Here is a 23,062-nt window from a genome sequence, read left to right on the forward strand (position 1 = left end):
TTTAGTTATGGCGAAAGTTTCAAAATCCATAGGATCAAATTTTAACTGTCGGGGGGGGGCAACATAATTGCCTTTTATTAAAGTTTCAAAATCCATAGGATCAAATTTTAACTAAAAAATATCATAAAAACAATAGTTGAAATAGTGTTTCAAAATCCATAGGATCAAATTTTAACTTTGATACTACATTTAACATAGCTTCTTGAGAACTGTTTCAAAATCCATAGGATCAAATTTTAACTCAAGTATTTTTAAAAGTATTTCGTTTTTTGTAGCGTTTCAAAATCCATAGGATCAAATTTTAACTTAAAACGGCTGGTATATTCCAACCGGCTTTTATTGGTTTCAAAATCCATAGGATCAAATTTTAACCTTAATATCTAAATCATGTTTTACAACCAAATTAAGTTTCAAAATCCATAGGATCAAATTTTAACCTGGATGGAGAAAGAAATATGCTAAAAACAAAGTTATGTTTCAAAATCCATAGGATCAAATTTTAACTCTATACCAACCCAAAAATCCCAGTTTTGAATATCGTTTCAAAATCCATAGGATCAAATTTTAACGTTAACCATTCAACAAAAGAGGATACATCAGAATCTAGTTTCAAAATCCATAGGATCAAATTTTAACTCAAGCCATTTTTTACTTCTTTTTGCTCTTTATAGTTTCAAAATCCATAGGATCAAATTTTAACTTTGATCTATCTTTATAATTTTCTAATTTCATCTCATGTTTCAAAATCCATAGGATCAAATTTTAACGATAAATGATGAGTTTAATACATTTTCTAATGACATGTTTCAAAATCCATAGGATCAAATTTTAACTGGAACACTTATGAGTTTAGAAAGCGAAGTGCTAGGTTTCAAAATCCATAGGATCAAATTTTAACCATCTCTATCATTTTATCCTCCTTATTTTTCTAAGTTTCAAAATCCATAGGATCAAATTTTAACTCAAGAAAAGATAGCGGGAAAATGAGTGATAAGTGTTTCAAAATCCATAGGATCAAATTTTAACCATCTCTATCATTTTATCCTCCTTATTTTTCTAAGTTTCAAAATCCATAGGATCAAATTTTAACTCAAGAAAAGATAGCGGGAAAATGAGTGATAAGTGTTTCAAAATCCATAGGATCAAATTTTAACCCAAAAGAACCATAAATGTAATAGATGGTATGGCTAGTTTCAAAATCCATAGGATCAAATTTTAACGTTTTGCCTAGCTGTTTTTATATTTTCTTGCATATCGAGTTTCAAAATCCATAGGATCAAATTTTAACGATATCGAGAACTAAGCATGAGTTTGGAACACTTAGGTTTCAAAATCCATAGGATCAAATTTTAACAATTAGTGGTAATTTAGAAAAGCAGCTAAATAATCGTTTCAAAATCCATAGGATCAAATTTTAACCAAATTTAGGAGTTTCATCATCTATATAACTATCATCGGTTTCAAAATCCATAGGATCAAATTTTAACTTTAGCACAAAAAGACATTATGCACTATTTAATCGCAGTTTCAAAATCCATAGGATCAAATTTTAACCCTTAATCTCGTTTATAGACTGACAACAGATTTCGTTTCAAAATCCATAGGATCAAATTTTAACTCTTCTAGCCCTAGATCGTATTCTTTATGTAGCTCAGTTTCAAAATCCATAGGATCAAATTTTAACATTGCAAAGCTATCATACAAAGAAGCTGTAGTATTGTTTCAAAATCCATAGGATCAAATTTTAACTTTATCTATGCCAACATACTCATTGTGAAAATTAGTTTCAAAATCCATAGGATCAAATTTTAACCTACTTCAATGGGTATTTTTTTTCCAACTTCAAATTGTTTCAAAATCCATAGGATCAAATTTTAACAAGCGGTTTTTGAGCCAGTTGCCATCCCAACACCAGGTTTCAAAATCCATAGGATCAAATTTTAACTTTACAAGTTTTGTAAATTCCTTTTTGGTTATATGTTTCAAAATCCATAGGATCAAATTTTAACACCAATGATTATCAAAACTATTTACCATATTTGAGGTTTCAAAATCCATAGGATCAAATTTTAACAGCAACCAAATCATCATATATCGGCAGCCATTGCAGATTATTATAAATATATCCAGCTTAAAAGCCGCTTATAAAAGCTATGTCTATAAAACAAAATAGCTAAATATAGGCATTCGTATAAACTTAAATTTAGCTTTAAAAAAAGTTTGACCGCTACCAAAATGCCAACCAAAATTTATAATTCCAAATTTAGCTTTAAAAACTAATCCTCAAAAAATACAAAATTTCCCTTACGCACAATAAAACTAATCAACATACCCTTCATAGGGATAATTCTCACAAATACACTTTTTTATCTGATTTGCCTCACGCCTAATTATCTGCCTGTAAGTTAGAAGCTGATTTTCAAATTTTACCTGCGAAGTAAGGGTTTTTATCATATTTAACTCTATTTTTTGCACTGCTTCGTTTGTAAATCTTATCCTTCCAGCATCAGTTTTAAAGTCTTTTGCTGTGATTTCATCCTTGTTTAGCATATTAAAAATCAAATTATCCCCTAAAATAGGCTTAAAAATCTCAGCCAAATCAAGATGCAGGCTAAGCGATCTATAATTTGGCTCGTGCAAAAACGAAATTCTTGGATCAAGCTCAGTTTTATAAATCTCGCTTAAACAAACATTATAAATTCTAGTATTTACATAGCTTATAAAAGTGTTGATTTTATCAGTTGGTGGGCGTTTTGAACGAGTGATAAATTTAAAGCTTTTTTGATTTTTTATGATTTCGTTCCATTTTGTAAAATATTCCTTTGCAAAAGCTCCTTCACACGCCATAACACTAGCTATATTTTGGGCATTTTTTAGAGCTTTAAGATGCTCATCTCCTTCAAATTTAACACCTCTTTTCGTGCAGTTGTTTATAGAGTTTATCATCCTAGCTTTGGTTATTTCTTTAGCGATTGCAACCCTTTTTATCTCATCGTCAAAAGTTCTTACTTGATTTAAGAGCACAAAGCCACTTTTATTTACCGAATTTGGTGAGTTTGGATAGAAATTTCCACGAAAACTTCCATGCTGGCTAAATATATGAAGCAAGATATTATTCGTGCTTAAAAACGCCATAGCATAGGTATCAAGTTCCACTTTTCCAAGGATATAAATTTCATTTATAGCGTTTATGGGTAGGATTTTTGTGTTTAAAATTAAGCCATCTTCATCATATTTATCAAAATAGATATTGTTATCTTTTCTATAAAGTTTTCCACTGCTTAGTAAAAAATGCGTTCTATCTGTCTTCATAAATCTCCTTTAACTAAAAAGTGGTTCATTTTTATCTATGCCCATAACTTCACGTTTAGTGTAGCTTTGCTTATCAAATTTATAGATGATGATAGAGTCAAATTCGGCATGTATTAGCTTTTTGAGCTGAGCGGTTAGCTTTTTGTAGTCACTTTGCCTAATCTCACCTTCATAGACGCTAAACTGCACTCTTGGAATATATTTTTCTACAAGTTTTCTTACGCGGTTTGCGTTATTTTTCTCTTTTTCTTCGCTATTTGAGATGTCATAAAACAAAATTATATACATGAATTTTCCCTAAAAACAGTAGTCATTGTAAGCACAATTTTTACAAAATTTACATTTAGCTGCTTTTGGTGGGGTTTTAAGGCTTAAAAACTCACTCATCTCATCCAAAAGCTCTCTCATAAGCTTAAAATTCCCATCGCTATCATCAACGGCGATAACTTTTTTACCACTTATTACTTTTCCATAAATTTTCTTTAAATTTAAAGCGTTTTTAAGAGTGTAGATATAAAAAAGAAGCTGCATTTTAGCGGCGTTTTCGTTTTTTAAAGATTTTTTATATTCGGTTATGATGTAGTGACCACTTTGCTTTGCGACTTTGTCAAATTTGAGGTTTGAGTATGGAAAATCGTGTAAATTTTCCCTTAACTCAGCTAAGGCTTTTCCCATTAGCATATTTTCATCATCTTGGCGTGCGTGAATTTTTCTGGAATACAGCCAAGCTTCTCTTTTGCAAGTTGTGTAATAATTTACCAAAGTTCCTGTGATCTCTTCTTTTAAAAAAGTCATAAAAATATCATTTTATCGGAGCTAGCTTTTAAAATTCCTACATTTTTATCATATTCTGGTGCGTTAAAAGGCAAGTAAGAAATATCACAAAATTTTACTTTTTCTAGGCGAGTGCCAAAATTTTTAATATCATTTTGGCTTATATTGACGCCATGTTTTATAATTTTTTTAATGATATTGTTTCTAAATTCTTTGATTTTAAACTCATCATTATTTTTATAATTAAAAAATTCTTGTTCTAAATCCGAAATAAAATTAGGCTTTGGTTCTACAATAATAAGCTTTTTATATCTATTTTCTTTCATAATTTCATCTATTTTGCCATTTATGGTCTCAAATTTAAGTTTTGCCATACTGTCTTTAAGGTATAAATTTTCTAATAATGTGTGAATTTTCTCAAAATAAATATTAGAAAATTCTAAAATCTCACTCTCTTTTACCTCTTTTTGTTTTAAGATTTTAAAGATGCTACCGCTTATATTTTGCAAATCTCCATATATCAAAGACTCAAATTTACTAATGCTATCAAAAACATATAAAACACCGCCTCCAAATTCCCCACTTCTATTTATCCTGCCCGCTGTTTGTATGATAGAGCTAATTGGACTTATTTCTCTAAAACCAACTTCAAAGCTAAGATCCACACCAGCTTCAATGGATTGTGTAGAAATGAGAAGTATTTTTTTAGATTTATTATTTTTGTTTTTGAGTTGCTTTTTAATATCACATATGATTTGCAATTTATGATCATCAGTCATATAACCATTTATTGAGTAGGCTTGAAATTCATCTTTAAATTTAAAGTAGAGTTCTTGAGCTTTTTTGATAGTATTTACAACAACAAGAGTGTGCTTATCTTTGCTGGCTAGCTTGATTTGTCTTATGAGTTCATCTTCGTTTTTATCTAAATATTTTATTTTATATCTATTTTGATGTTTAAAATAGTTTAGGTTTGAAATTTCTTTAAATTTAGGGCTATTGATAACTGGCATTGTTGCTGACATAAGTATAAAAACAGAGTTTAATTTTTCTGAAATAATTTCACAAAGTTTAATAAAATCTTGTCTAAATTTATATGGCAAAGCTTGGGCTTCATCAACTATGATGACGCTATTTTTAAGGCTGTGAAATTTCACATTGTCTTTGTTTGAGTTGCCAAATATAGCATAAATTAGCTGATACATTGTTGTGATATTTATATCAGCACTAAATGAGTTTAGCATAAATTTAACTTTTGAATATCTATCGCTATCTAAATCTATATCTTCATTTTTATCATCTTGAATTGTGGTTTTATGGTGGATTTTTTGCACTTCTAAATGAGGGTAAATTTTTGAGATGATGTCATAAGTTTGGTCGATTATAGATGTGAAAGGAAGAGAAAAAATAACTCTTTCTTTTTTAAATTTAAGAGCGAAATTTAGTGCAGTTAGCGTTTTACCATAGCCTGTTGGAGCTGTTAAGGTATATAAAGAGTGGTTTTTATCAAAATTAGATAAAACAAATTGCCTAAAATCTTCTCTTTTTTTATTTTCAGGTAGATTTTTATCTTCATCTTTTACTAAATTTTCTATATATTTTTCAAGCGGTTTTAATTGAATGGGCTTTGAAGGAGTAAATTTAGAGCTAAAAATTGCTTCAAATTTGTCATTAAAGATCAAATTTGAGTAAAGAGATTTGAAATCTATAAAATCATCATAACTAAATTTATGCTTAAATTCGGACAATAATAAATATCTTGATAATTTTTTAGCTTTTTCGTGTATATTATCAAATTTAATATCTTTAAATTTACTAAAAGTTTTTGCATTTTTTATAACTTCATTTGCAAAGCTAAACTCAATGCTGTTTTGGTAGCATTCACCAAAGTTTTTGTTTGGATCTTTTAAGGAATAAAAATCTTTTATATACGCGTGATGAGAAATTATTGTTAAAAATCCAAAAAGCGTATCTAACTCATCAAAGTCGCTATTTGAAACAAAAAAGTATCCACTTAGTAAAGAGTGCTCTTTATTTTTTGCTTTTGATTTATCTCTTATGTAAATTTGAAAATTGTTTTTAAGCTTTGCAATATCGTGATAAATTTTAACCATTTTTTCTAGTGCGGTATCGTTTTCATAAAGCATTCCTAGAATGTGATTTATGAAGATTTTATTTGGATGAGAGAAAAATTCATCAAACAAAATAGAGTCTTTCTCCATTAATTTCGTAAATTTCGCCACTATTTTTAGCAAGAAGTTTGCCTAAGTTTATTTCTATGATGAAGTTTTTAAACTCTTTAAAGATTCTACCATTTTCTACATCGCAAGGCATGGTGTAAGATGCGAGCTTGGCGTTAAAATTATCCTTTTGGAAGATAAAATCTTTTTCTAAAACAAAGCTAGAAACATAGATTTTTTCATCTTCTAATTTGTTAAAGTTTTTAATCTCTTTAAATTTAAAGTCAGCTAGACAAAAATTTATGCCAAGATATGGTGCATAGACGCTTTTATGCTCTTTGATATTTTTATAAATTTGATCTTGAAAGCATTTATCTAAATTTCCTAAATTTAGATAAATAGTGTAGTTTGGCTCACAAACTAGCTCTTTATAAAACTGTTTTTTTTGAGATGCATCCTGGTAGCCATCAGTTAATTTCATACTAGAACTTAGAGCCATTTTTATACCATTAAAAATCATCGTTTTTTTCTTTAATGGTGTATTTAGTTTAACGCTATATTTTAAGCCCCCAAGCTCTCCATACTCTTTTAATCCTATTACAGCTCCCAAAAGACCCATTATGGCTGTTTTTGGTGGCACTGGATAAGTAAGAGATGAATAAATTGTCGCAGGATGACTAAAATGTGCATAATCTCCCCATAAATCAAAGGCTATTAACATCTATTTCTACCCAGCTTTTATCAAATTCATCTTCATTTAAATTTTTAAAATTAAAATCGCTGATGAATTCAATCTTTTCTATATCATTTTTATATAGTTCAAGCTTTTCTTTTAAATTTGAAAAATTGATTTTAAAATCTTTTATACTTCTTATTGCCTCATCTTCTTTTTGCGAATTTATAGAAACTAAGTTGTTTAGATCTCCTGTAAAGGTATTGTTCTTATAAGATATGATTAGTAAAAATCTAGGAATTTGTCCCATTTTTGTGCGAGTTGTTAGATTTTTAGTTCCATTCCAAAGAGCTTTTAGAATTTTTTTAGCATCATCTTCGCTAAAATTTGTATTTTTAGCATTATTGTTATCAAAAATTCCATAAGTTGCAAAAAATGCGTAGTCTAAAAAAGACTCTTCTCTAAATGTTTTTGCATCTTTATCGCTTCCGCTTGCAAACGCACCAGCACCTTTTATATGTTTTACTGAAACTTTATGTAAAGATTTTGAGATTCTAAACTGAACTGGGCCAGTAAAGCTTACACTTTTTGTTTTAACTTCTTTTTCTTTATTATCAGAAATTGGCAATACCCCACCAAAAGCACGAATATCGATGAAATTTGATAAAATGGCTTCCATGATTTCATCTTTATTTGCTTTTTTGATATCTATATTTAGCTTAGTTTCTTCTCTCATTGCTGTTTTTGCATCTAGTATTTTTCCATCTTTATCTTCATAAGTTTTTATAAAAATTTGATCCGGATTTTCTCTAATTATTTCATCTCTTATTGTTCTTTTTATTCTAACATCAGTAGCTTCTGCTAAGCCTGTTTCTTCATCCATTCTAGGAGCATTATCATTTAGCATATCTCCGTTTGGATTAAAATTTTCACCATCCCAAAGAAATAAAATCTCTTTTTTAAGCATCATTTTCTCCTTTTTTATCTTTTATATGTTTATTGAAATCACTCCCACCCATTGCAAAAGCTATCGTAATGTGCGAACTTTTTACTATCTCGCTACTTGTTACAGCCTCTGGTAGTGTTTCAAAAAGCTTATCTTTGATTAAATTTATCTTTTCTGTGCCACTTATAGTACCAGATGTGGACGAAACTTTTCTAATAGTTTCATCGCATTTTTTATAAATTTTTTCAAGACTTGATCTGTTTATAACACCTATATTATTTAGCCAGTTAGCGTAAGAGCTTTTTTTAGATACTCCAAATTGCCAGTTTATCGTGGCTGCTGATAGCATACCAAGCAGATATGCACTTTTTAAATTTGGATTTTGTAAAAAGCTACTATTTGCTATTAGCGAATTTAATTTTTCATCTAGTGATAAATTTTCCACATCTACATCCTTTCTTAGATTAAATTTTATTTTACCTATATCATTAAAGAAATTTATATATTTTTCTATCCTTTCTATGCTTCTATTGTTGTAGTAATCATTAAAATATTTATCCCATTCGACATTGTTAAAATAAGTTTTATTATTACTACCAAAAACTATTAAATTTGATAGTTTGGTAAGCAATATATCTAATTTTATAATTTTATCAGTAAGTAAAATTTGCATAATTTCTAAGTTGTCATTAAAAAGCTTTTGTAGATAAATTATATCTTTTGGATCTTTTTTTGAACTAAAAGCTTTTATTTTATATTTGGCGAGATTTTTTGCAATATGAGTTATGTAAGATGGCAAAATATCATCAATAACTAAAAATAAATTTACAGCAGCATTTATTTTCTCATAAAATAAAATAGTTGCTAAAACAGGATAATCTTTTAAAGAAAGTCCACTATTTTCTAGAGTTAAGTCAATCTTCTCTTCGCCGTCTTTAATACTGTTTATATCACCATTTGTAGTTTTTTCTAAAATTTCTAAAATCTCTTTTGAAATATTTTCATCATTTGTTAAAAATGTTGGTAAAATGGCCATTCTAAGACCATAAAAATTATGAGATAGTTTTTTATCCATAGTATCATAGCCGATTTTAACAATTTGTGCATTTTCTGGGTTAAGTGGTAAAAGTCTAGGTTTTACATATTGTAAGTTAGTAGGAAGTTCATTTACGGAACAAAATGCTAAATTTGCATCTCCTCCAATTCCTTTACTGTTTTCTATCATATCATATCCATAAATATTTAAATCTTCAGTTTTAGAAATATGACTTATATATGTATCTTGAAAATATGAAGAAATAGGTTTTTGTTTATAAGATAAGGCTAAATATGTTGCTGTTTTTTCACCTTTTTCTTTGTATTCTTCTAATTTTGAAATTGCATCTATTTTATCTTTAAAAAATTCTTCATCTATACTTTTTAATATAGTTAGAATTTTATATTGATCGCAATCTACATCATCAAAGCCATCACTAAATTTTGATAATAAATTTTTGCAAGCAGTTAAAATACCTTTTATAAATTTATCTAAATTTAAATGTGTATTTTTATCAAAAAATTGGTTTGGAAAAAGATTTCCCGAATTTGACCCAACGCCAAAACGAGTGATAATTAAGTCATCTTTTGAAACATTAAGACTAGGAATTATCTCTTTTGATTCTATGTCAACAAGATAAGTTTTGATTTTGCTATATTTATAGGCATCATTTTTTATGATGGCTTCATCGCTTTTATAGACGCTCCCTATGTCATAAAAAGTTTTTGTAATATCACTCATTATTTCTTCCTTTTTGCATTTTGTAAATTGTAGCAAAAAACAGCTTTCTTGTCAAATTTTATCTTAATATATAATTAGACATTTTGACATAAAATATTTCTTTTGCTATAATTTTTTATGCAAGGCAACCTTTTAGGTTTTGAAATTCTTATTATATCATTAAAAAGCCTTGCTAAACTTTTTCCACAAAGCCACATCCATAGCTCATAACGCCACTTCCAAGCCCAGTAGAAAGGGCTAGATTTATTAAGTTGTTATTGGCTTTTATATTCCAAACTCCAAGCCAAGCTTTCATATAGTTTTTATTATTTCCATAGTAAAATTTGCGAAATCTCTCAAAATCTTGCCATAAAAGCTCTATTTTAAGCTTGCTATCATAAGCTTTACCGTAAAAAGTTTCATATTTTTGAAGTAAGTTGTTTGTCATAATGTCTAAATGTCTTGAGTCAGCTGGCTCGAGATAGATTTTTCTATCTAAAAGTCCTTTTACGTTGCAAACAACATATCCTTTTAAATTTAAATCCGTTTCATCCGTTATGTGCTCACTTAAATTTATCGCAGTATCAACCAAGTGAATTTCGCCAAGTTTTAAGCCATTTTTAAGTAAGGATACAGCTACCATTTCTTCTAGTTCTTTTTCCAAAGCACTAAATTTGATGTGCAAAAGTCCATTTTTAAGAGTAAAGCAAAAATTTGTTTTTTTGAAAACTTTTCCGCTACTATGTTTATATCCAATGTGTTCAATTTCAGGTAAATTTGAGTAAAAAAATCCCTGAATCAGTTTTGATAAACCTTTATAAATTTGTAAATTTTTTGATGGAATTTTGCTTTGTATTGTAAGCATTGAAAAACCTTTCATTTCATAGAATTAATATTGTATTTTCAAAATTCTATATTAAGGTAGTCAAATTTTTGTTTAAATTTATATTTTTTCAAAAAATCTTTATATTTTATCTATTTTTAAGTTTATTTCTGTAAAATACCATTTCGCTTTTGTTGAAGCATGTTATTTAATTTACCATTGTTAAAAGTCACAAACAAGTTTTAATAAAATAAAACAATTTTACAGGACCTTGTTAAAGCTTTAATTATATTGATTACAAAAAAGCAAGCTTTTAGATTTATCTGTTATCTAAATTTAAAAGTTTAAAGATTATGTCACGGTATATAAAGAGTTAAAACTTATCTTTATATATTATTAATCTCTTTCCGTCTTAAATCATATATAATTAAACATTGTAAAATAATTAAATTTAAGCTTTGCTATTTAATTAATAGATAAAGTTTTAAATTAAGATATTAACTATAAAATCAAATTTAAATCTTTTTACAAAAAAGTAGAAAAGTATTAATATAACTATTTTATCTTTAACAAGGAAGTGATGCAAATTAGAATATAAAAACAAAATTCTAAAAATACTTTGCAAGAGCAATAAAACATAAATTATTAATAAAATTATTTGCGAATACACCTTAATTTATGATTTATTTAAAGCGTAGCTTTTAATAAATCTTTATAACTTTAGGTGGGTCAAGGGAGTGTTTACACTTCCTTTCGTAAAGAGCAGCTTTGTTGCTCTTCGAAGTCAAAGTAATAAAAAGGTAAGCTACTAAGAGCAAATGGTGGATGCCTTGGCTGGTAGAGGCGATGAAGGACGTACTAGACTGCGATAAGCTATGGGGAGCTGTCAAGAAGCTTTGATCCATAGATTTCCGAATGGGGCAACCCAGTGTATAGTGATATACACTACCTATATGGAGCGAACGTGGGGAATTGAAACATCTTAGTACCCACAGGAAAAGAAATCAAAAGAGATTACGCTAGTAGCGGCGAGCGAACGCGTAAGAGGGCAAACCACTAGTTTACTAGTGGGGTTGTAGGACTGCATAAAAGACTAAAACATGATAGTAAAACAATCTGGAAAGATTGAGCATAGAGGGTGATACTCCCGTATACGAAATCATCTTTTTACTTAGCAGTATCCTGAGTAGGGCGAGGCACGTGAAACCTTGTCTGAATCTGGGAAGACCACTTTCCAACCCTAAATACTACTACTAGACCGATAGTGCACAAGTACCGTGAGGGAAAGGTGAAAAGAACTGAGGTGATCAGAGTGAAATAGAACCTGAAACCATTTGCTTACAATCATTCAGAGCACGATTCTTTATGACGTGTGATGGACTGCCTTTTGCATAATGAGCCTGCGAGTTGTGGTGTCTGGCAAGGTTAAGGAAACCCGGAGCCGTAGCGAAAGCGAGTCTTAATAGGGCGTTTAGTCAGATGCTGCAGACCCGAAACGATGTGATCTATCCATGAGCAGGTTGAAACCGGTGTAAAAACCGGCGGAGGACCGAACCCGCTGACGTTGAAAAGTCTTGGGATGACTTGTGGATAGGGGTGAAAGGCCAATCAAACATCGTGATAGCTGGTTCTCTCCGAAATATATTGAGGTATAGCGTTGTGTCGTAACTATAAGGGGTAGAGCACTGAATGGGCTAGGGCGTATACCAATGTACCAAACCCTATCAAACTCCGAATACTTATAGTGTAATCACAGCAGTCAGGCGGCGAGTGATAAAATCCGTCGTCAAGAGGGGAACAACCCAGACTACCGACTAAGGTCCCCAAATCTTATTTAAGTGGAAAACGATGTGAAGTTACTGAAACAACCAGGAGGTTGGCTTAGAAGCAGCCATCCTTTAAAGATAGCGTAATAGCTCACTGGTCTAGTGATTTTGCGCGGAAAATATAACGGGGCTAAAATAAGTACCGAAGTCGTAGGCTTGATTTATCAAGCGGTAGGAGAGCGTTGCATTCAGCGTTGAAGGTGTACCGGTAAGGAGCGCTGGAGCGGATGCAAGTGAGCATGCAGGCATGAGTAGCGATAATTAATGTGAGAATCATTAACGCCGTAAACCCAAGGTTTCCTACGCGATGCTCGTCATCGTAGGGTTAGTCGGGTCCTAAGCAAAGTCCGAAAGGGGTATGCGATGGAAAATTGGTTAATATTCCAATACCTTTGATTATGTGCGATGGAAGGACGCTTAAAGCTAGTGGGGCTAACTGATGGAATAGTTAGTCTAAGGATGTAGGTTGAGTTATAGGCAAATCCGTAACTCTTTATCTGAAATCTTAAAGGCTTACAAAACTCTTCGGAGTAGCGTAAGAACCCATGATGCTATCGAGCCAAGAAAAGTTTCTAAGTTTAGTAATCAAAGCCCGTACCGTAAACCGACACAGGTGGGTGGGATGAGTATTCTAAGGCGCGTGGAAGAACTCTCTTTAAGGAACTCTGCAAAATAGCACCGTATCTTCGGTATAAGGTGTGCCTACCAGGGTGTTAAAGCCCTAGAGGTTACAACAAAGAGTCCCTCCCGACTGTTTACCAAAAACACAGCACTCTGCTAACTCGTAAGAGGATGTATAGGGTGTGACGCCTGCCCGGTGCTCGAAGGTTAATTGATGGGGTTAGCATTAGCGAAGCTCTTGATCGAAGCCCGAGTAAACGGCGGCCGTAACTATAACGGTCCTAAGGTAGCGAAATTCCTTGTCGATTAAATATCGACCTGCATGAATGGCGTAACGAGATGGGAGCTGTCTCAAAGAGGGATCCAGTGAAATTGTAGTGGAGGTGAAAATTCCTCCTACCCGCGGCAAGACGGAAAGACCCCGTGGACCTTTACTATAGCTTGACACTGCTACTTGGATAAAAATGCGCAGGATAGGTGGGAGGCTTTGATCCATAGATTTTGGTTTATGGTGAGCCATTGTTGAGATACCACTCTTTTTTATTTGGGTAGCTAACTAGCATGAGTTATCCTCATGTAGGACAATGTCTGGTGGGTAGTTTGACTGGGGCGGTCGCCTCCCAAAATGTAACGGAGGCTTACAAAGGTTAGTTCAGAACGGTTGGAAATCGTTCGTAGAGTATAAAGGCATAAACTAGCTTAACTGTGAGGCATACAAGCCGAGCAGAGACGAAAGTCGGTCTTAGTGATCCGGTGGTTCTGTGTGGAAGGGCCATCGCTCAAAGGATAAAAGGTACCCCGGGGATAACAGGCTGATCTCCCCCAAGAGCTCACATCGACGGGGAGGTTTGGCACCTCGATGTCGGCTCATCGCATCCTGGGCTGGAGCAGGTCCCAAGGGTATGGCTGTTCGCCATTTAAAGCGGTACGCGAGCTGGGTTCAGAACGTCGTGAGACAGTTCGGTCCCTATCTGCCGTGGGCGTAAGAAGATTGAGGAGAGTTGACCCTAGTACGAGAGGACCGGGTCGAACCAACCACTGGTGTATGGGTTGTTCTGCCAAGAGCATCGCCCAGTAGCTAAGTTGGGATGTGATAAGAGCTGAAAGCATCTAAGCTCGAAGCCAACTCCAAGATGAATCTTCTTTTAAGAGCTCTTATAGACTATAAGTTTGATAGGCTGGATGTGTAAGTGATGTAAGTCATTTAGCTGACCAGTACTAATAGCTCGTTTGCTTATCTTTAATATTTTTGTTTGTCTTTTTTCTACTAAACGGCGTCAGATCGTTCTGCGGTCATTACCTTTATGGTAACTCCCTTGAACTTATTTGTCTTCCTTGTTTAGCGAAAAAATACCTCCAAAAATACATAATAACTATACAAATAAATAGTTAAAATTAAGCATCACTTCCTTGTTAAGGATAAAATTTAATAATGATTTAGCTTAGTGTAAGAACAATTGTATAAAAGCTTGATTAGATTTTTGCATTCATTACCATTAAGGTAACTCACTTAAAACTAATCAACATTTTATAAGCCTTACATCTAATCACAAATCAAGTTATACTAGAAAGATATAGAAGTGAAATATCTTTTAATCCTTAATAAGTAAAAAGTTTTACATATTAAAACTTAGACTTTTAACAATTTATTTAACAGTGTTTAATAAGAATACTTTAATAGTCTATATTATATACGACTATTTTTAATTTAGATAAGGAAAGCGAATAATAAAAATAAATGAGCATACTTTATAGCGTATGTGAATGAGTTTTTTATGAGCTTGATGTAAGTATAAATTAAAAAGAGAAAGTATTTTTATTTAACACTGCTTTGTGGCTATACAGATATGGAAACGCCTTGCCCCATCTCGAACCAAGAAGCTAAGCATATCATGGCTGATGATACTCTCCCTTACTGGGATGTGGAAAAGTAAGTCGCTGCAAAGCGTGTTAATAATTATTCTACAAATATTTCTTAATTTTATCCACATTTATTTATATTAAAATGATTAAATGAATTTAATATTTCTTTATATGATAATTCGTATTTAAATTAAATATAATTTACTTTTATTACTGTTTGTTTCAAGATTGTTTTATTGATTATAAATAATTATAAATTATATAATATTTATAAATTTATAATTATCTTTTATAGTATTTATAACTTTAAATTTATTTATAGTATTTAATACTAATATATTAAATTTAAATATATGATATAAAATAGTTGGTTGGATATTTTTTATAAATGCATTATTCTTGTATAATAAATTTATTTATAGTATTTAATTACTAATATATTAAATTTAAATATATGATATAAAATAGTTGTTATTTTTAGTAAAATCAATTAGTATAAATTTAATCTTTTAAGAACCACTATAAAAATATCTTGCTAGTGATATATCTTTTTTATTCATAATATATAGCGACATTTAAAATGAGGAATATATTCCATTTAATGCGTTTTTAAATCTACATATAAATTAGTCTAAATATATAATAAAATTATAGGTATTTTTATAAAAGTTTGTTTATATAAGAGTAATTACAAGTAAAAACCACATAAATACCCATCAAAACAAAACAATAGTTTTTAATAAAAATATAAATTAAAATAAATTTAATCTTTTAAGTTTATATATTTTTATTAGTGCTTTATTGTAAAGTTTAAAGTTTTATATCTTTGTCATTATAAAACTATATGTATTATTTTATCTTGTATGATTACTCCTACAAAAACATTTATAAAATATCTTTTTAAATTTAGATTATTTTATCTTTTTATTAAAATCTTTTTCATACATATATTTTATCTTGGTGTTTGTATAAAAATAAATTTTAAAATTAGTGTTGTTGTTTATAGTGTAAATTTATAGTTGGTAGTGTGTTGGGATGTGGTATTATATTTCTTTATATGTTTTTAGTGTGGAAATTATGAAGTGTCATTTTTATATTTATTATTAAGTTTTATTTTTTTACTCTATAACTTATTTTAATACTTAAAATATAAATGTAATGTTTTTATATTATTAATTAATAATTATATATAAGATAAAAAATATACTAAATTTAAAGGAAAATATATGAAAAAGTTACTTTTATTATTGGTACTTGTTTGTACATATGTATTTGGAGCTATAGATTTAAATACAGCTTCTAAAGATGAACTTATGACATTAAAAGGTGTTGGAGAGTCTAAAGCAGAGGCTATCATAGAGTATAGAAAAGCTAATAAATTTAATAGCATTGAAGACATAAAAAAAGTAAAAGGTATAGGCGATAAGATTTATAAAGATAATAAAATAGTATGAGTGTAGATAAAGCTAATAAAGATAAAGATAAAAAAGAAGAGAAGAAGGATAAGTAATGGTTAATAATCTCTTTATAATGCTTTTATGATTATAAAGAGATTATTGTAAATTTATAATTTTAAATTTTGCTAATATTATATTATATTAGAATGGGATTGTTTTAAAGCAAAACTCATCTTTATGATGTTTATGGTTGTGGGGATGGGTTTAAACTAAAGCTGATTGAATATATTAAATTTGCCAAATGAGTTTTTTGGAAAAGCCAAGTGTGTTGTCTTATGTTTTTATGATTTCAAATCATTCACAAGTTGAATTTTAACAATATATTTAACAGCTCCTGAAAAGTACTTTTCATTACAACTTGGCTTAAACTCATAAGCTTTACTAGTCTGAGTAATATTTTCTGCAAAATTACTTAAATAACTTACTTTAATCATAACATTTTTATCATCTATCTGTTTTATATCTAGAATTTTAACATCTATATTAGATATTTCTTTTTCCCAGCTAAATATTGTATTGGCACATCCATTTAATAAAAATGCGGCAACTAAACCAAATAAACAAAATTTCAATTTTGCTAACATAATTTATTAATAAAATTTGCGTTTTATTTTACAAAAAAATAAAGTCAAGCTTATATTTATTAATATTTTTAAATTTTATGGACTAAATTTAGAAAAAAATTTTAATAAATATAAGTATGTTATGGTCTAAATTTGAATTGTATTTAAATTTTTAAAAGTAGAATATAGTGGGGAAATGGCATTTGTTGGTAAAAATTGGTATTTTTGTTGCCTGTTTTTTAAATTAAATGTAATATACAGGCACGAAAAAGGTTTTAACAAAAACATAAAAATAACCTAAATTTAAAGGATATTTTGTAAAATGTTTTTGTAAGAATAATCATATAAGATAATATTATTACCACATATAAATTTAGTAATATGATTTTTTCACAAAATAGGTAATACATTATGAAATATAGTGGTTTTGGGTAAAGCAATAAGCGTAAAAGTATTTTTTCTTACAAAATAAATAAATTACTCGCTATTTATTTGGTTGTTACGCTGTAATAATAAGTAATATCGCATTGGAAAATTATGTTTAGTTATTGATGTAAGAGGACTTTTAGTATCAAAAATGATATTATGATAAATTTAAACTATGCTAATTAATAGTCCTAGAATGGATGAAGGTAATGTTGTATAAGATTTTATGATACAATATCTATCAAAAAGTTGAAATTATGCAGATTTTTTTTAGTTATGTAAAAGGTATAAATAATATATGAAACCAAAGTATAATTTTTTTAAAAATACAAAATATGCATTAAGTGGTGTTTATTGTATGTTAAAGAGCGAAACTTCTTTTAGAATAGAACTATTTTTAGGCTCTATTTTTATCATTATAGCCCTGTTTTTAAAAACAGATATATTACATAAAATTTTACTTATTTTGCCTATATTTCTTATTTTTATAACAGAATGTATAAATTCAGCTATAGAAAGATGTATAGATCTTGTTACAAAAGATTATCATATATTAGCCAAAGAAACAAAGGATATAGGCAGTTGTGCTGTATTCTTATCAATATGCCTTTGTGTGTGTATTTGGGTTGCTATACTCGTAAAAATTTTATTTTAATCTGGCTTTTATTTTGATTTAAAATATGATAAAATTAAGCTATGAAAAATGTAATTATATTAATATTTGTTTTATTTTTTTTAAGCGGTTGTTTGTGGTTTAATGAAAGAGGTGTTTCTACTAGATACTACAATGATTGCAAAGAGTATTATGACGCAACTGGGACTTATCAAAAACAATGTCCACAAAATATTATTGATTGGTAGATAAATGAATCTTGAAGAGATAAGAAAAGAAAAATTAAATGAACTCAATCTTGAAATTTATAAAAAAAATATTAGTAATATATCAAATTTGCCCATCATAGAAGCTGAGTGTAAATTTGATGATGTTATAGAAATTTCAGCAGATATCGATGATAACACTAAAAATTTAGTTTATGAAACGGCTTTAAGTTTAAAGCCTTGGAGAAAAGGACCTTTTGATATTTTTCAAACTTTTATAGATTCTGAATGGCAAAGTTTCATTAAATTTAATATTCTAAAGCCATTTTTAAATTTACAAGGTAAAGTTGTTGAGGATATAGGTTGCAATAATGGCTATTATCTTTTTAGAATGTTAAATTACAATCCGGCAAAATTAGTAGGTTTTGATCCTGGCATTAGGGCGTATTTGCAATTTAAATTTATAAATCATTTTATTAACAGCAACATACACTTTGAGCTTTTAGGGGTAGAGCATTTGCCTTACTACGAGCATAAATTTGACACTCTTTTTTGTTTAGGTGTTTTGTATCATAGAAGCGATCCGATAAAATGCTTGAAAGATCTTAAATTATCATTAAATCCAAATGGTGAATTATTTTTAGACACTATGATTATCAATAGTGATAAAGAAATAGCTCTTTGCCCTAACAAAACTTACTCTAAGATACCAAATATATATTTTATACCAAGTATAAAGGCTTTGCAAAATTGGTGTCAAAGGGCTAAATTTAAAGATTTTACAATACTTGCAACAAAAAAAACAGATGAAAATGAACAGAGAAAAACAAGCTGGATTGATGGTGAAAGTTTGGGTAATTTTTTAAACAATAAAGATAAAAATTTTACAGTAGAAGGCTACCCGGCACCGCTTAGAGCTTATATAAAGCTTAGTATATAAAGGAAAGATATGTCAAGTGATATAGAAAATTTAGAAAACGATGATCAAACTTCTGAATTAATGGAAAAATGGGAAGTTATAAGAGGTGATTTAAAATTTGAATGTATTATAAAATCAAGTCTGTGCGGATATATCGTTGAAATAGATAAAAATAGTGCAAAAAGTATTTTAAATACGAATATGGATATGAAAATAGATAATGAAAATTTGATAGATGTATCATTTTTATTTATGGCTGCAAATTATTGTGCTTATGCTGCAATAAATGAAAAATATTTAGTTACTATTGGTGTTAAAATAAGTTTTTTAGCACATCCTAAGCTTGGCGATGTGATTGATTTTGTAGCAACTTCAAATTTTGAAGAGAGTAAAAAAAGAGAGGTTAGGGTTGTTGGAACTATAAAAGATATAAAGATTTTTGATGCAGTTTATCAGATTTTAATATTAGAAGATCATGTTTTAAGGATAAAAGAAAAATTAACCAAAAAAGCAACTAAAAATAATGACAAAGAAGATTAAAGCCTATTTATCCATGTTGTGATATTATTTTGCTCTTCTTTTAGTGTTGATGGTATTCCATGACCTGGCAAAAGTATAAAATCTTTTTGTATTTTTAAACATTTTTTTAGACTGTTTTTCATATCTTCTTTACTTGAGTATGGAAAATCATATCTTCCAATAGAACGATAAAATAAAAAATCTCCGCTAAATAAATAATCACCTATCTCTATCATCGAGCATCCTGGTGTATGACCTGGAAAGTGGTGAAATTTTATTTTAAAATCGCCTACAATGAATAGATCTTCATTGCTTATTTTTATGTCAACTTTACTAGGATTATAACCAATTCCTAAAAAATCATTTTCTATCATAAAAACATCATCTTTTGGTGCATAAATAGGTATATTAAATTTATTTTTTAATTCAAAATTATTATAAATATGGTCAAAATGCCCGTGAGTATTTAGGATTGCAAGTGGATTTTTTACATTATTAATTACCCATGAAAAAGCATTTTCGCCTGGATCTATAATTATTTCTTTGTTATTTAAAGATAATATGTAGCAGTTGGTTTGATATCTGCCGCATTCTTTTGCCAAAACTTCCATTTTTAGTCCTTTTTTGTTACAATTATAATATTTTATCTTAAATTTTTATTTTAATATTCTTTTTTGCAATATTAAAAGAATTTTTAATATAAAAATCAGTAGAATTCATAAATTTATATTATTAAAGATTGAAATGGGTAATTATTCGGATATACATAGTAAGATATTAAATTTTTTAGAATCAAATTTAAATACTGCTAAGAATTTTATAATTGGTGTTAGCGGTGGTTTGGATTCTGCAATAGTCGCTACTTTATGTGCGCAAGTATCTACAAAAAATACATACGCTTTGCTTTTGCCAACAAAAATTTCTAATGCAAAAAATTTAGAAGATGGCATTAATCTATGCAAAATGCTTGGTATAAATTATAAAATTATATCGATAGAACCTATTTTGCAAGCTTATAAAGTAAGCATAGATGAAAATTTAAATAACATTAGATTAGGCAATCTCTGTGCTAGAATCCGGATGAGTTTGCTTTATGATTATTCTGCTAAGATTAGTGGATTTGTTGTAGGAACTTCAAATAAAAGTGAGTTAATGCTAGGATATGGAACTATATTTGGCGATATGGCTTGTGCTATAAATCCAATTGGCGAAATATTTAAAAGCGATATTTTTGAGTTTGCAAAATTTCTAAAAATTGATAAAACATTCATTGAAAAAAAGCCAAGTGCCGATTTATGGGAAAATCAATGCGATGAATCTGATCTTGGATATAATTATAGTGATTTAGACACTGTTTTAAAAGATATAAGTAAAAATGGCATAAACAAAGCAGATTTGTATAATAAATTTGATAAAAATTTAGTAGATAGAGTTTTACATTTAGTAAATAAAAATAGTTTTAAGTTGCATCCTCCTAAGATTGCTAAAATACATTAAAAATGCAAAGGGAAAATATGGAAAAAATAGATTTTTTTAGACCTCAAATAGATGACAAAGAAAAAGAGCTTATAAAACAAGCATTAGAAAATCCAAATAGTGTTGATATGGTTCTTGATTTTGAAAATAGTATAAAAAAATATTTTGGTGTAAAGCATGTTATTTCTACTAATAATGGTACATCTGCAAAACATCTTGCACTTTGTGCCATGGATATCAAAAGAGGCGATAAAATAATTTGTTCTGTAAATTCATTTCCAAATATCGCTGAAGTTATAAGACATTTTGATGCAGAACCTATTTTTGTTGATATAAAAGAAGATGATTTTAATATCAACCCTCAGAAATTTGAAGAAGTTATTAAGGCAAATAAAAGTAAAAAACTAAAATGTGCATTTATAACTCATATGGCTGGCCAATCTGCAGATATGGAAGAAATTTATGATATAGCTAATAAGCATGAAATATATATAATAGATGATGCAACTAATGCTCTTGGTGCGACATATAAAGGTAAAAAAATAGGAAGTATGAGTTCTAAGATATCTTGTTTTAGAATAAATTCACAGTTTAATATTAGTGTTGCAAGTGCTGGTTTTATGGTAACAAATGATGATGATATAGCCAAAAGAGCTTTACTTTTAAGAAATCATGGAATAATAAACAATGGTGGTAAAAATGATAATCTTGGCTATATTTACGATGTCATAGACATAGGCACAAAATATAACCTTAATACACTAGATGCTGCTTTTTGTTTGGCTCAGTTTCAAAAAGTTGATATGTTTATCAAAAAAAGAATAGAAATAGCGTCTATTTATAATCAAAATTTAAAAGATTGTCCGCATATAGAAATTCCTGTAAATAATGGCGAACATACTTATTCTCAATACATAATAAAAGTCGATAAAAATAGAGATAGTTTTGCTAGAGATTTAGCAGATCTTGGTATAAGCACAGCTCTTCATTATGTTCCTTTAAATCTTTTAAGTTATTATAAAAATAAATATAATTTAAAAGTAAATGCATTTCCATCTGCACTGAAGACATATCAAACTGTTCTGTCTTTGCCTATTTATTCTGATTTGAAAAACGAAGAGATTGAGTATATTTGCAGTAGCATTTTAAAAACAGCAAAATCTCGTGTGTAGACAAAAAATACATTTATGGATAAATAGATATTTTTATAGACCAAATTTATTTGATATATTTTTATCCATAATTTTGCTGCCATTTAGCTTTATTTATGGATTTTTGGTTTGTATAAAAAAGCTCTGTTTTAAACCAAAAAATTTTGATATAAAAATTATAAGTGTTGGAAATATAATCGTCGGCGGTAGTGGAAAAACGCCACTTGTTAAAGCTATTTATGAGTTATTTGCCCCACAAATCAAAACTTTTATCATTCTGAGAGGTTATAAAAGAAAGTCAAGCGGCTGTTTGCTGGTTGCAAATGATGGAGAAATTTTTTTAGATGTTATAAAAAGTGGCGATGAAGCTATGGAATATGCTAAGTTTAAAGCAAATGTTATAGTTAGCGAGGATAGGAAATTTGGTATTGATATGGCTAAAAAATACGGAGCGAAGTTAATTATTTTTGATGATGGATTTTCTAAATTTGATATAAATAAATTTGATATTTTGCTTAAGCCGCAGATAGAGCCATTTTTTTCATTTACTTTTCCAAGCGGTGCTTATAGATATCCAACTTTTTTTTATAAATTTGCAAATTTTATACCACAAAATTCAGATATTATAAAAAATAGTAAAATTATAAATCCAAGCGATAAAATGCTTTTAGTTACAGCTATAGCAAATCCGCATAGATTAAAAGAGCATTTTGATAAATGCGTAGGTATGGAGTTTTATCCAGATCATTATGATTTTAATAAAAATGAACTTTTAAATTTATTGCAAAAGTATCAAGCCACAACGCTTCTTATTACTATGAAAGATTTTGTAAAAATTGAGAGTTTTAATTTGCCTACTTCAATAATAGTTTTAGAAACTACTATTAGTCAAAAATTTGCAAAAACGCTTTATAATTATGTCTTTGATAGTAAATTTAGTTCGTTTTAGATAAAATTA

At 29.0% G+C, this 23,062-nt stretch carries 18 protein-coding genes, 2 rRNA genes and 1 CRISPR repeat array (1 of these 21 only partly in view); of the genes, 10 read left to right on the top strand and 10 right to left on the bottom strand.

The annotated features are described in order from the left end of the window. A CRISPR array of direct repeats spans positions 1 to 2,074; the repeat unit is 30 nt; unit sequence GTTTCAAAATCCATAGGATCAAATTTTAAC (it extends 509 nt beyond the left edge of the window). A gap of 245 nt (positions 2,075 to 2,319) precedes the next feature. The 8 genes from cas1 to CSPT_RS04045 form a co-directional block, all read right to left on the bottom strand. Then, complete coding sequence (cas1, locus tag CSPT_RS04010; protein WP_089182412.1) at positions 2,320 to 3,312, bottom strand: CRISPR-associated endonuclease Cas1; 993 nt, start codon at positions 3,310 to 3,312, stop codon at positions 2,320 to 2,322. 9 nt (positions 3,313 to 3,321) lie between these two features. Beyond that, on the bottom strand, positions 3,322 to 3,600 hold the full coding sequence (gene cas2 / locus CSPT_RS04015; RefSeq protein ID WP_089182413.1) for a CRISPR-associated endonuclease Cas2: 279 nt from the start codon (positions 3,598 to 3,600) through the stop codon (positions 3,322 to 3,324). Positions 3,601 to 3,609: 9 nt separating this feature from the next. After that, a complete protein-coding gene (locus tag CSPT_RS04020) occupies positions 3,610 to 4,107 on the bottom strand; it encodes a Dna2/Cas4 domain-containing protein (RefSeq protein ID WP_089182414.1) in 498 nt (165 codons plus the stop codon). Continuing rightward, complete coding sequence (gene cas3, locus CSPT_RS04025; RefSeq protein WP_089182415.1) at positions 4,104 to 6,308, bottom strand: CRISPR-associated helicase Cas3'; 2,205 nt, start codon at positions 6,306 to 6,308, stop codon at positions 4,104 to 4,106. The genes CSPT_RS04020 and cas3 overlap by 4 nt, the downstream gene beginning before the upstream one ends. Next, positions 6,283 to 6,987 (bottom strand): CRISPR-associated protein Cas5, encoded by a 705-nt coding sequence (gene cas5, locus CSPT_RS04030; protein ID WP_089182416.1) that lies wholly within the window; start codon positions 6,985 to 6,987, stop codon positions 6,283 to 6,285. Before cas5 ends, cas3 begins: the two co-directional genes overlap by 26 nt. Continuing rightward, on the bottom strand, positions 6,971 to 7,906 hold the full coding sequence (gene cas7b / locus CSPT_RS04035; protein WP_089182417.1) for a type I-B CRISPR-associated protein Cas7/Csh2: 936 nt from the start codon (positions 7,904 to 7,906) through the stop codon (positions 6,971 to 6,973). Before cas7b ends, cas5 begins: the two co-directional genes overlap by 17 nt. Further along, the gene (locus CSPT_RS04040; protein ID WP_089182418.1) at positions 7,899 to 9,662 is read right to left on the bottom strand and encodes a TM1802 family CRISPR-associated protein; all 1,764 of its coding nucleotides are present in this window, start codon (positions 9,660 to 9,662) and stop codon (positions 7,899 to 7,901) included. Before CSPT_RS04040 ends, cas7b begins: the two co-directional genes overlap by 8 nt. A gap of 172 nt (positions 9,663 to 9,834) precedes the next feature. Continuing rightward, positions 9,835 to 10,506, bottom strand: coding sequence for a CRISPR-associated endoribonuclease Cas6 (locus CSPT_RS04045; protein WP_089182419.1), 672 nt, complete (start codon positions 10,504 to 10,506; stop codon positions 9,835 to 9,837). 756 nt (positions 10,507 to 11,262) lie between these two features. Here CSPT_RS04045 and CSPT_RS04050 point away from each other — a divergent pair. From CSPT_RS04050 to CSPT_RS04060, 3 genes are all read left to right on the top strand, one after another. Beyond that, positions 11,263 to 14,153, top strand: a 23S ribosomal RNA gene (locus tag CSPT_RS04050). A 587-nt stretch (positions 14,154 to 14,740) separates the two neighbouring features. Next, positions 14,741 to 14,858, top strand: a 5S ribosomal RNA gene (gene rrf, locus CSPT_RS04055). Positions 14,859 to 16,000: 1,142 nt separating this feature from the next. Further along, positions 16,001 to 16,228 (top strand): ComEA family DNA-binding protein, encoded by a 228-nt coding sequence (locus CSPT_RS04060; RefSeq protein WP_149051351.1) that lies wholly within the window; start codon positions 16,001 to 16,003, stop codon positions 16,226 to 16,228. 284 nt (positions 16,229 to 16,512) lie between these two features. Here CSPT_RS04060 and CSPT_RS04065 read toward each other — a convergent pair whose 3' ends face one another. Beyond that, on the bottom strand, positions 16,513 to 16,803 hold the full coding sequence (locus tag CSPT_RS04065; RefSeq protein WP_115616013.1) for a hypothetical protein: 291 nt from the start codon (positions 16,801 to 16,803) through the stop codon (positions 16,513 to 16,515). A gap of 715 nt (positions 16,804 to 17,518) precedes the next feature. Between CSPT_RS04065 and CSPT_RS04070 the strand changes: the two genes are divergently transcribed. From CSPT_RS04070 to CSPT_RS04080, 4 genes are read left to right on the top strand one after another with little or no spacing between them, the layout of a single operon-like run. Continuing rightward, the gene (locus tag CSPT_RS04070; protein ID WP_089182421.1) at positions 17,519 to 17,875 is read left to right on the top strand and encodes a diacylglycerol kinase; all 357 of its coding nucleotides are present in this window, start codon (positions 17,519 to 17,521) and stop codon (positions 17,873 to 17,875) included. Positions 17,876 to 17,916: 41 nt separating this feature from the next. Then, positions 17,917 to 18,081, top strand: coding sequence for a hypothetical protein (locus CSPT_RS09045; protein WP_170228710.1), 165 nt, complete (start codon positions 17,917 to 17,919; stop codon positions 18,079 to 18,081). 4 nt (positions 18,082 to 18,085) lie between these two features. Beyond that, positions 18,086 to 18,979, top strand: a complete 894-nt coding sequence (gene cmoB / locus CSPT_RS04075) for a tRNA 5-methoxyuridine(34)/uridine 5-oxyacetic acid(34) synthase CmoB (protein ID WP_089182422.1) — start codon at positions 18,086 to 18,088, stop codon at positions 18,977 to 18,979. A gap of 9 nt (positions 18,980 to 18,988) precedes the next feature. Further along, positions 18,989 to 19,498 (top strand): hypothetical protein, encoded by a 510-nt coding sequence (locus CSPT_RS04080; protein WP_089182423.1) that lies wholly within the window; start codon positions 18,989 to 18,991, stop codon positions 19,496 to 19,498. On the opposite strand, the gene CSPT_RS04085 is transcribed toward CSPT_RS04080, so the two are convergent. Beyond that, positions 19,495 to 20,088, bottom strand: coding sequence for an MBL fold metallo-hydrolase (locus CSPT_RS04085; protein WP_089182424.1), 594 nt, complete (start codon positions 20,086 to 20,088; stop codon positions 19,495 to 19,497). The genes CSPT_RS04080 and CSPT_RS04085 overlap by 4 nt on opposite strands. Positions 20,089 to 20,221: 133 nt before the next feature. Here CSPT_RS04085 and CSPT_RS04090 point away from each other — a divergent pair, with 133 nt between their 5' ends. The 3 genes from CSPT_RS04090 to CSPT_RS04100 are packed head-to-tail and all read left to right on the top strand — an operon-like array spanning position 20,222 to position 23,053. After that, complete coding sequence (locus tag CSPT_RS04090) at positions 20,222 to 20,974, top strand: NAD+ synthase (RefSeq protein WP_089182425.1); 753 nt, start codon at positions 20,222 to 20,224, stop codon at positions 20,972 to 20,974. A 17-nt stretch (positions 20,975 to 20,991) separates the two neighbouring features. Further along, positions 20,992 to 22,125: a DegT/DnrJ/EryC1/StrS family aminotransferase gene (locus tag CSPT_RS04095; RefSeq protein WP_089182426.1), complete on the top strand. Its 1,134-nt coding sequence runs from the start codon at positions 20,992 to 20,994 to the stop codon at positions 22,123 to 22,125. Then, positions 22,118 to 23,053: a tetraacyldisaccharide 4'-kinase gene (locus CSPT_RS04100; protein WP_089182427.1), complete on the top strand. Its 936-nt coding sequence runs from the start codon at positions 22,118 to 22,120 to the stop codon at positions 23,051 to 23,053. The genes CSPT_RS04095 and CSPT_RS04100 overlap by 8 nt, the downstream gene beginning before the upstream one ends. The last annotated feature ends 9 nt before the right edge of the window (positions 23,054 to 23,062 follow it).

This window comes from Campylobacter sputorum subsp. sputorum (genome assembly GCF_008245005.1).
GTDB classification, from domain to species: domain Bacteria; phylum Campylobacterota; class Campylobacteria; order Campylobacterales; family Campylobacteraceae; genus Campylobacter_F; species Campylobacter_F sputorum.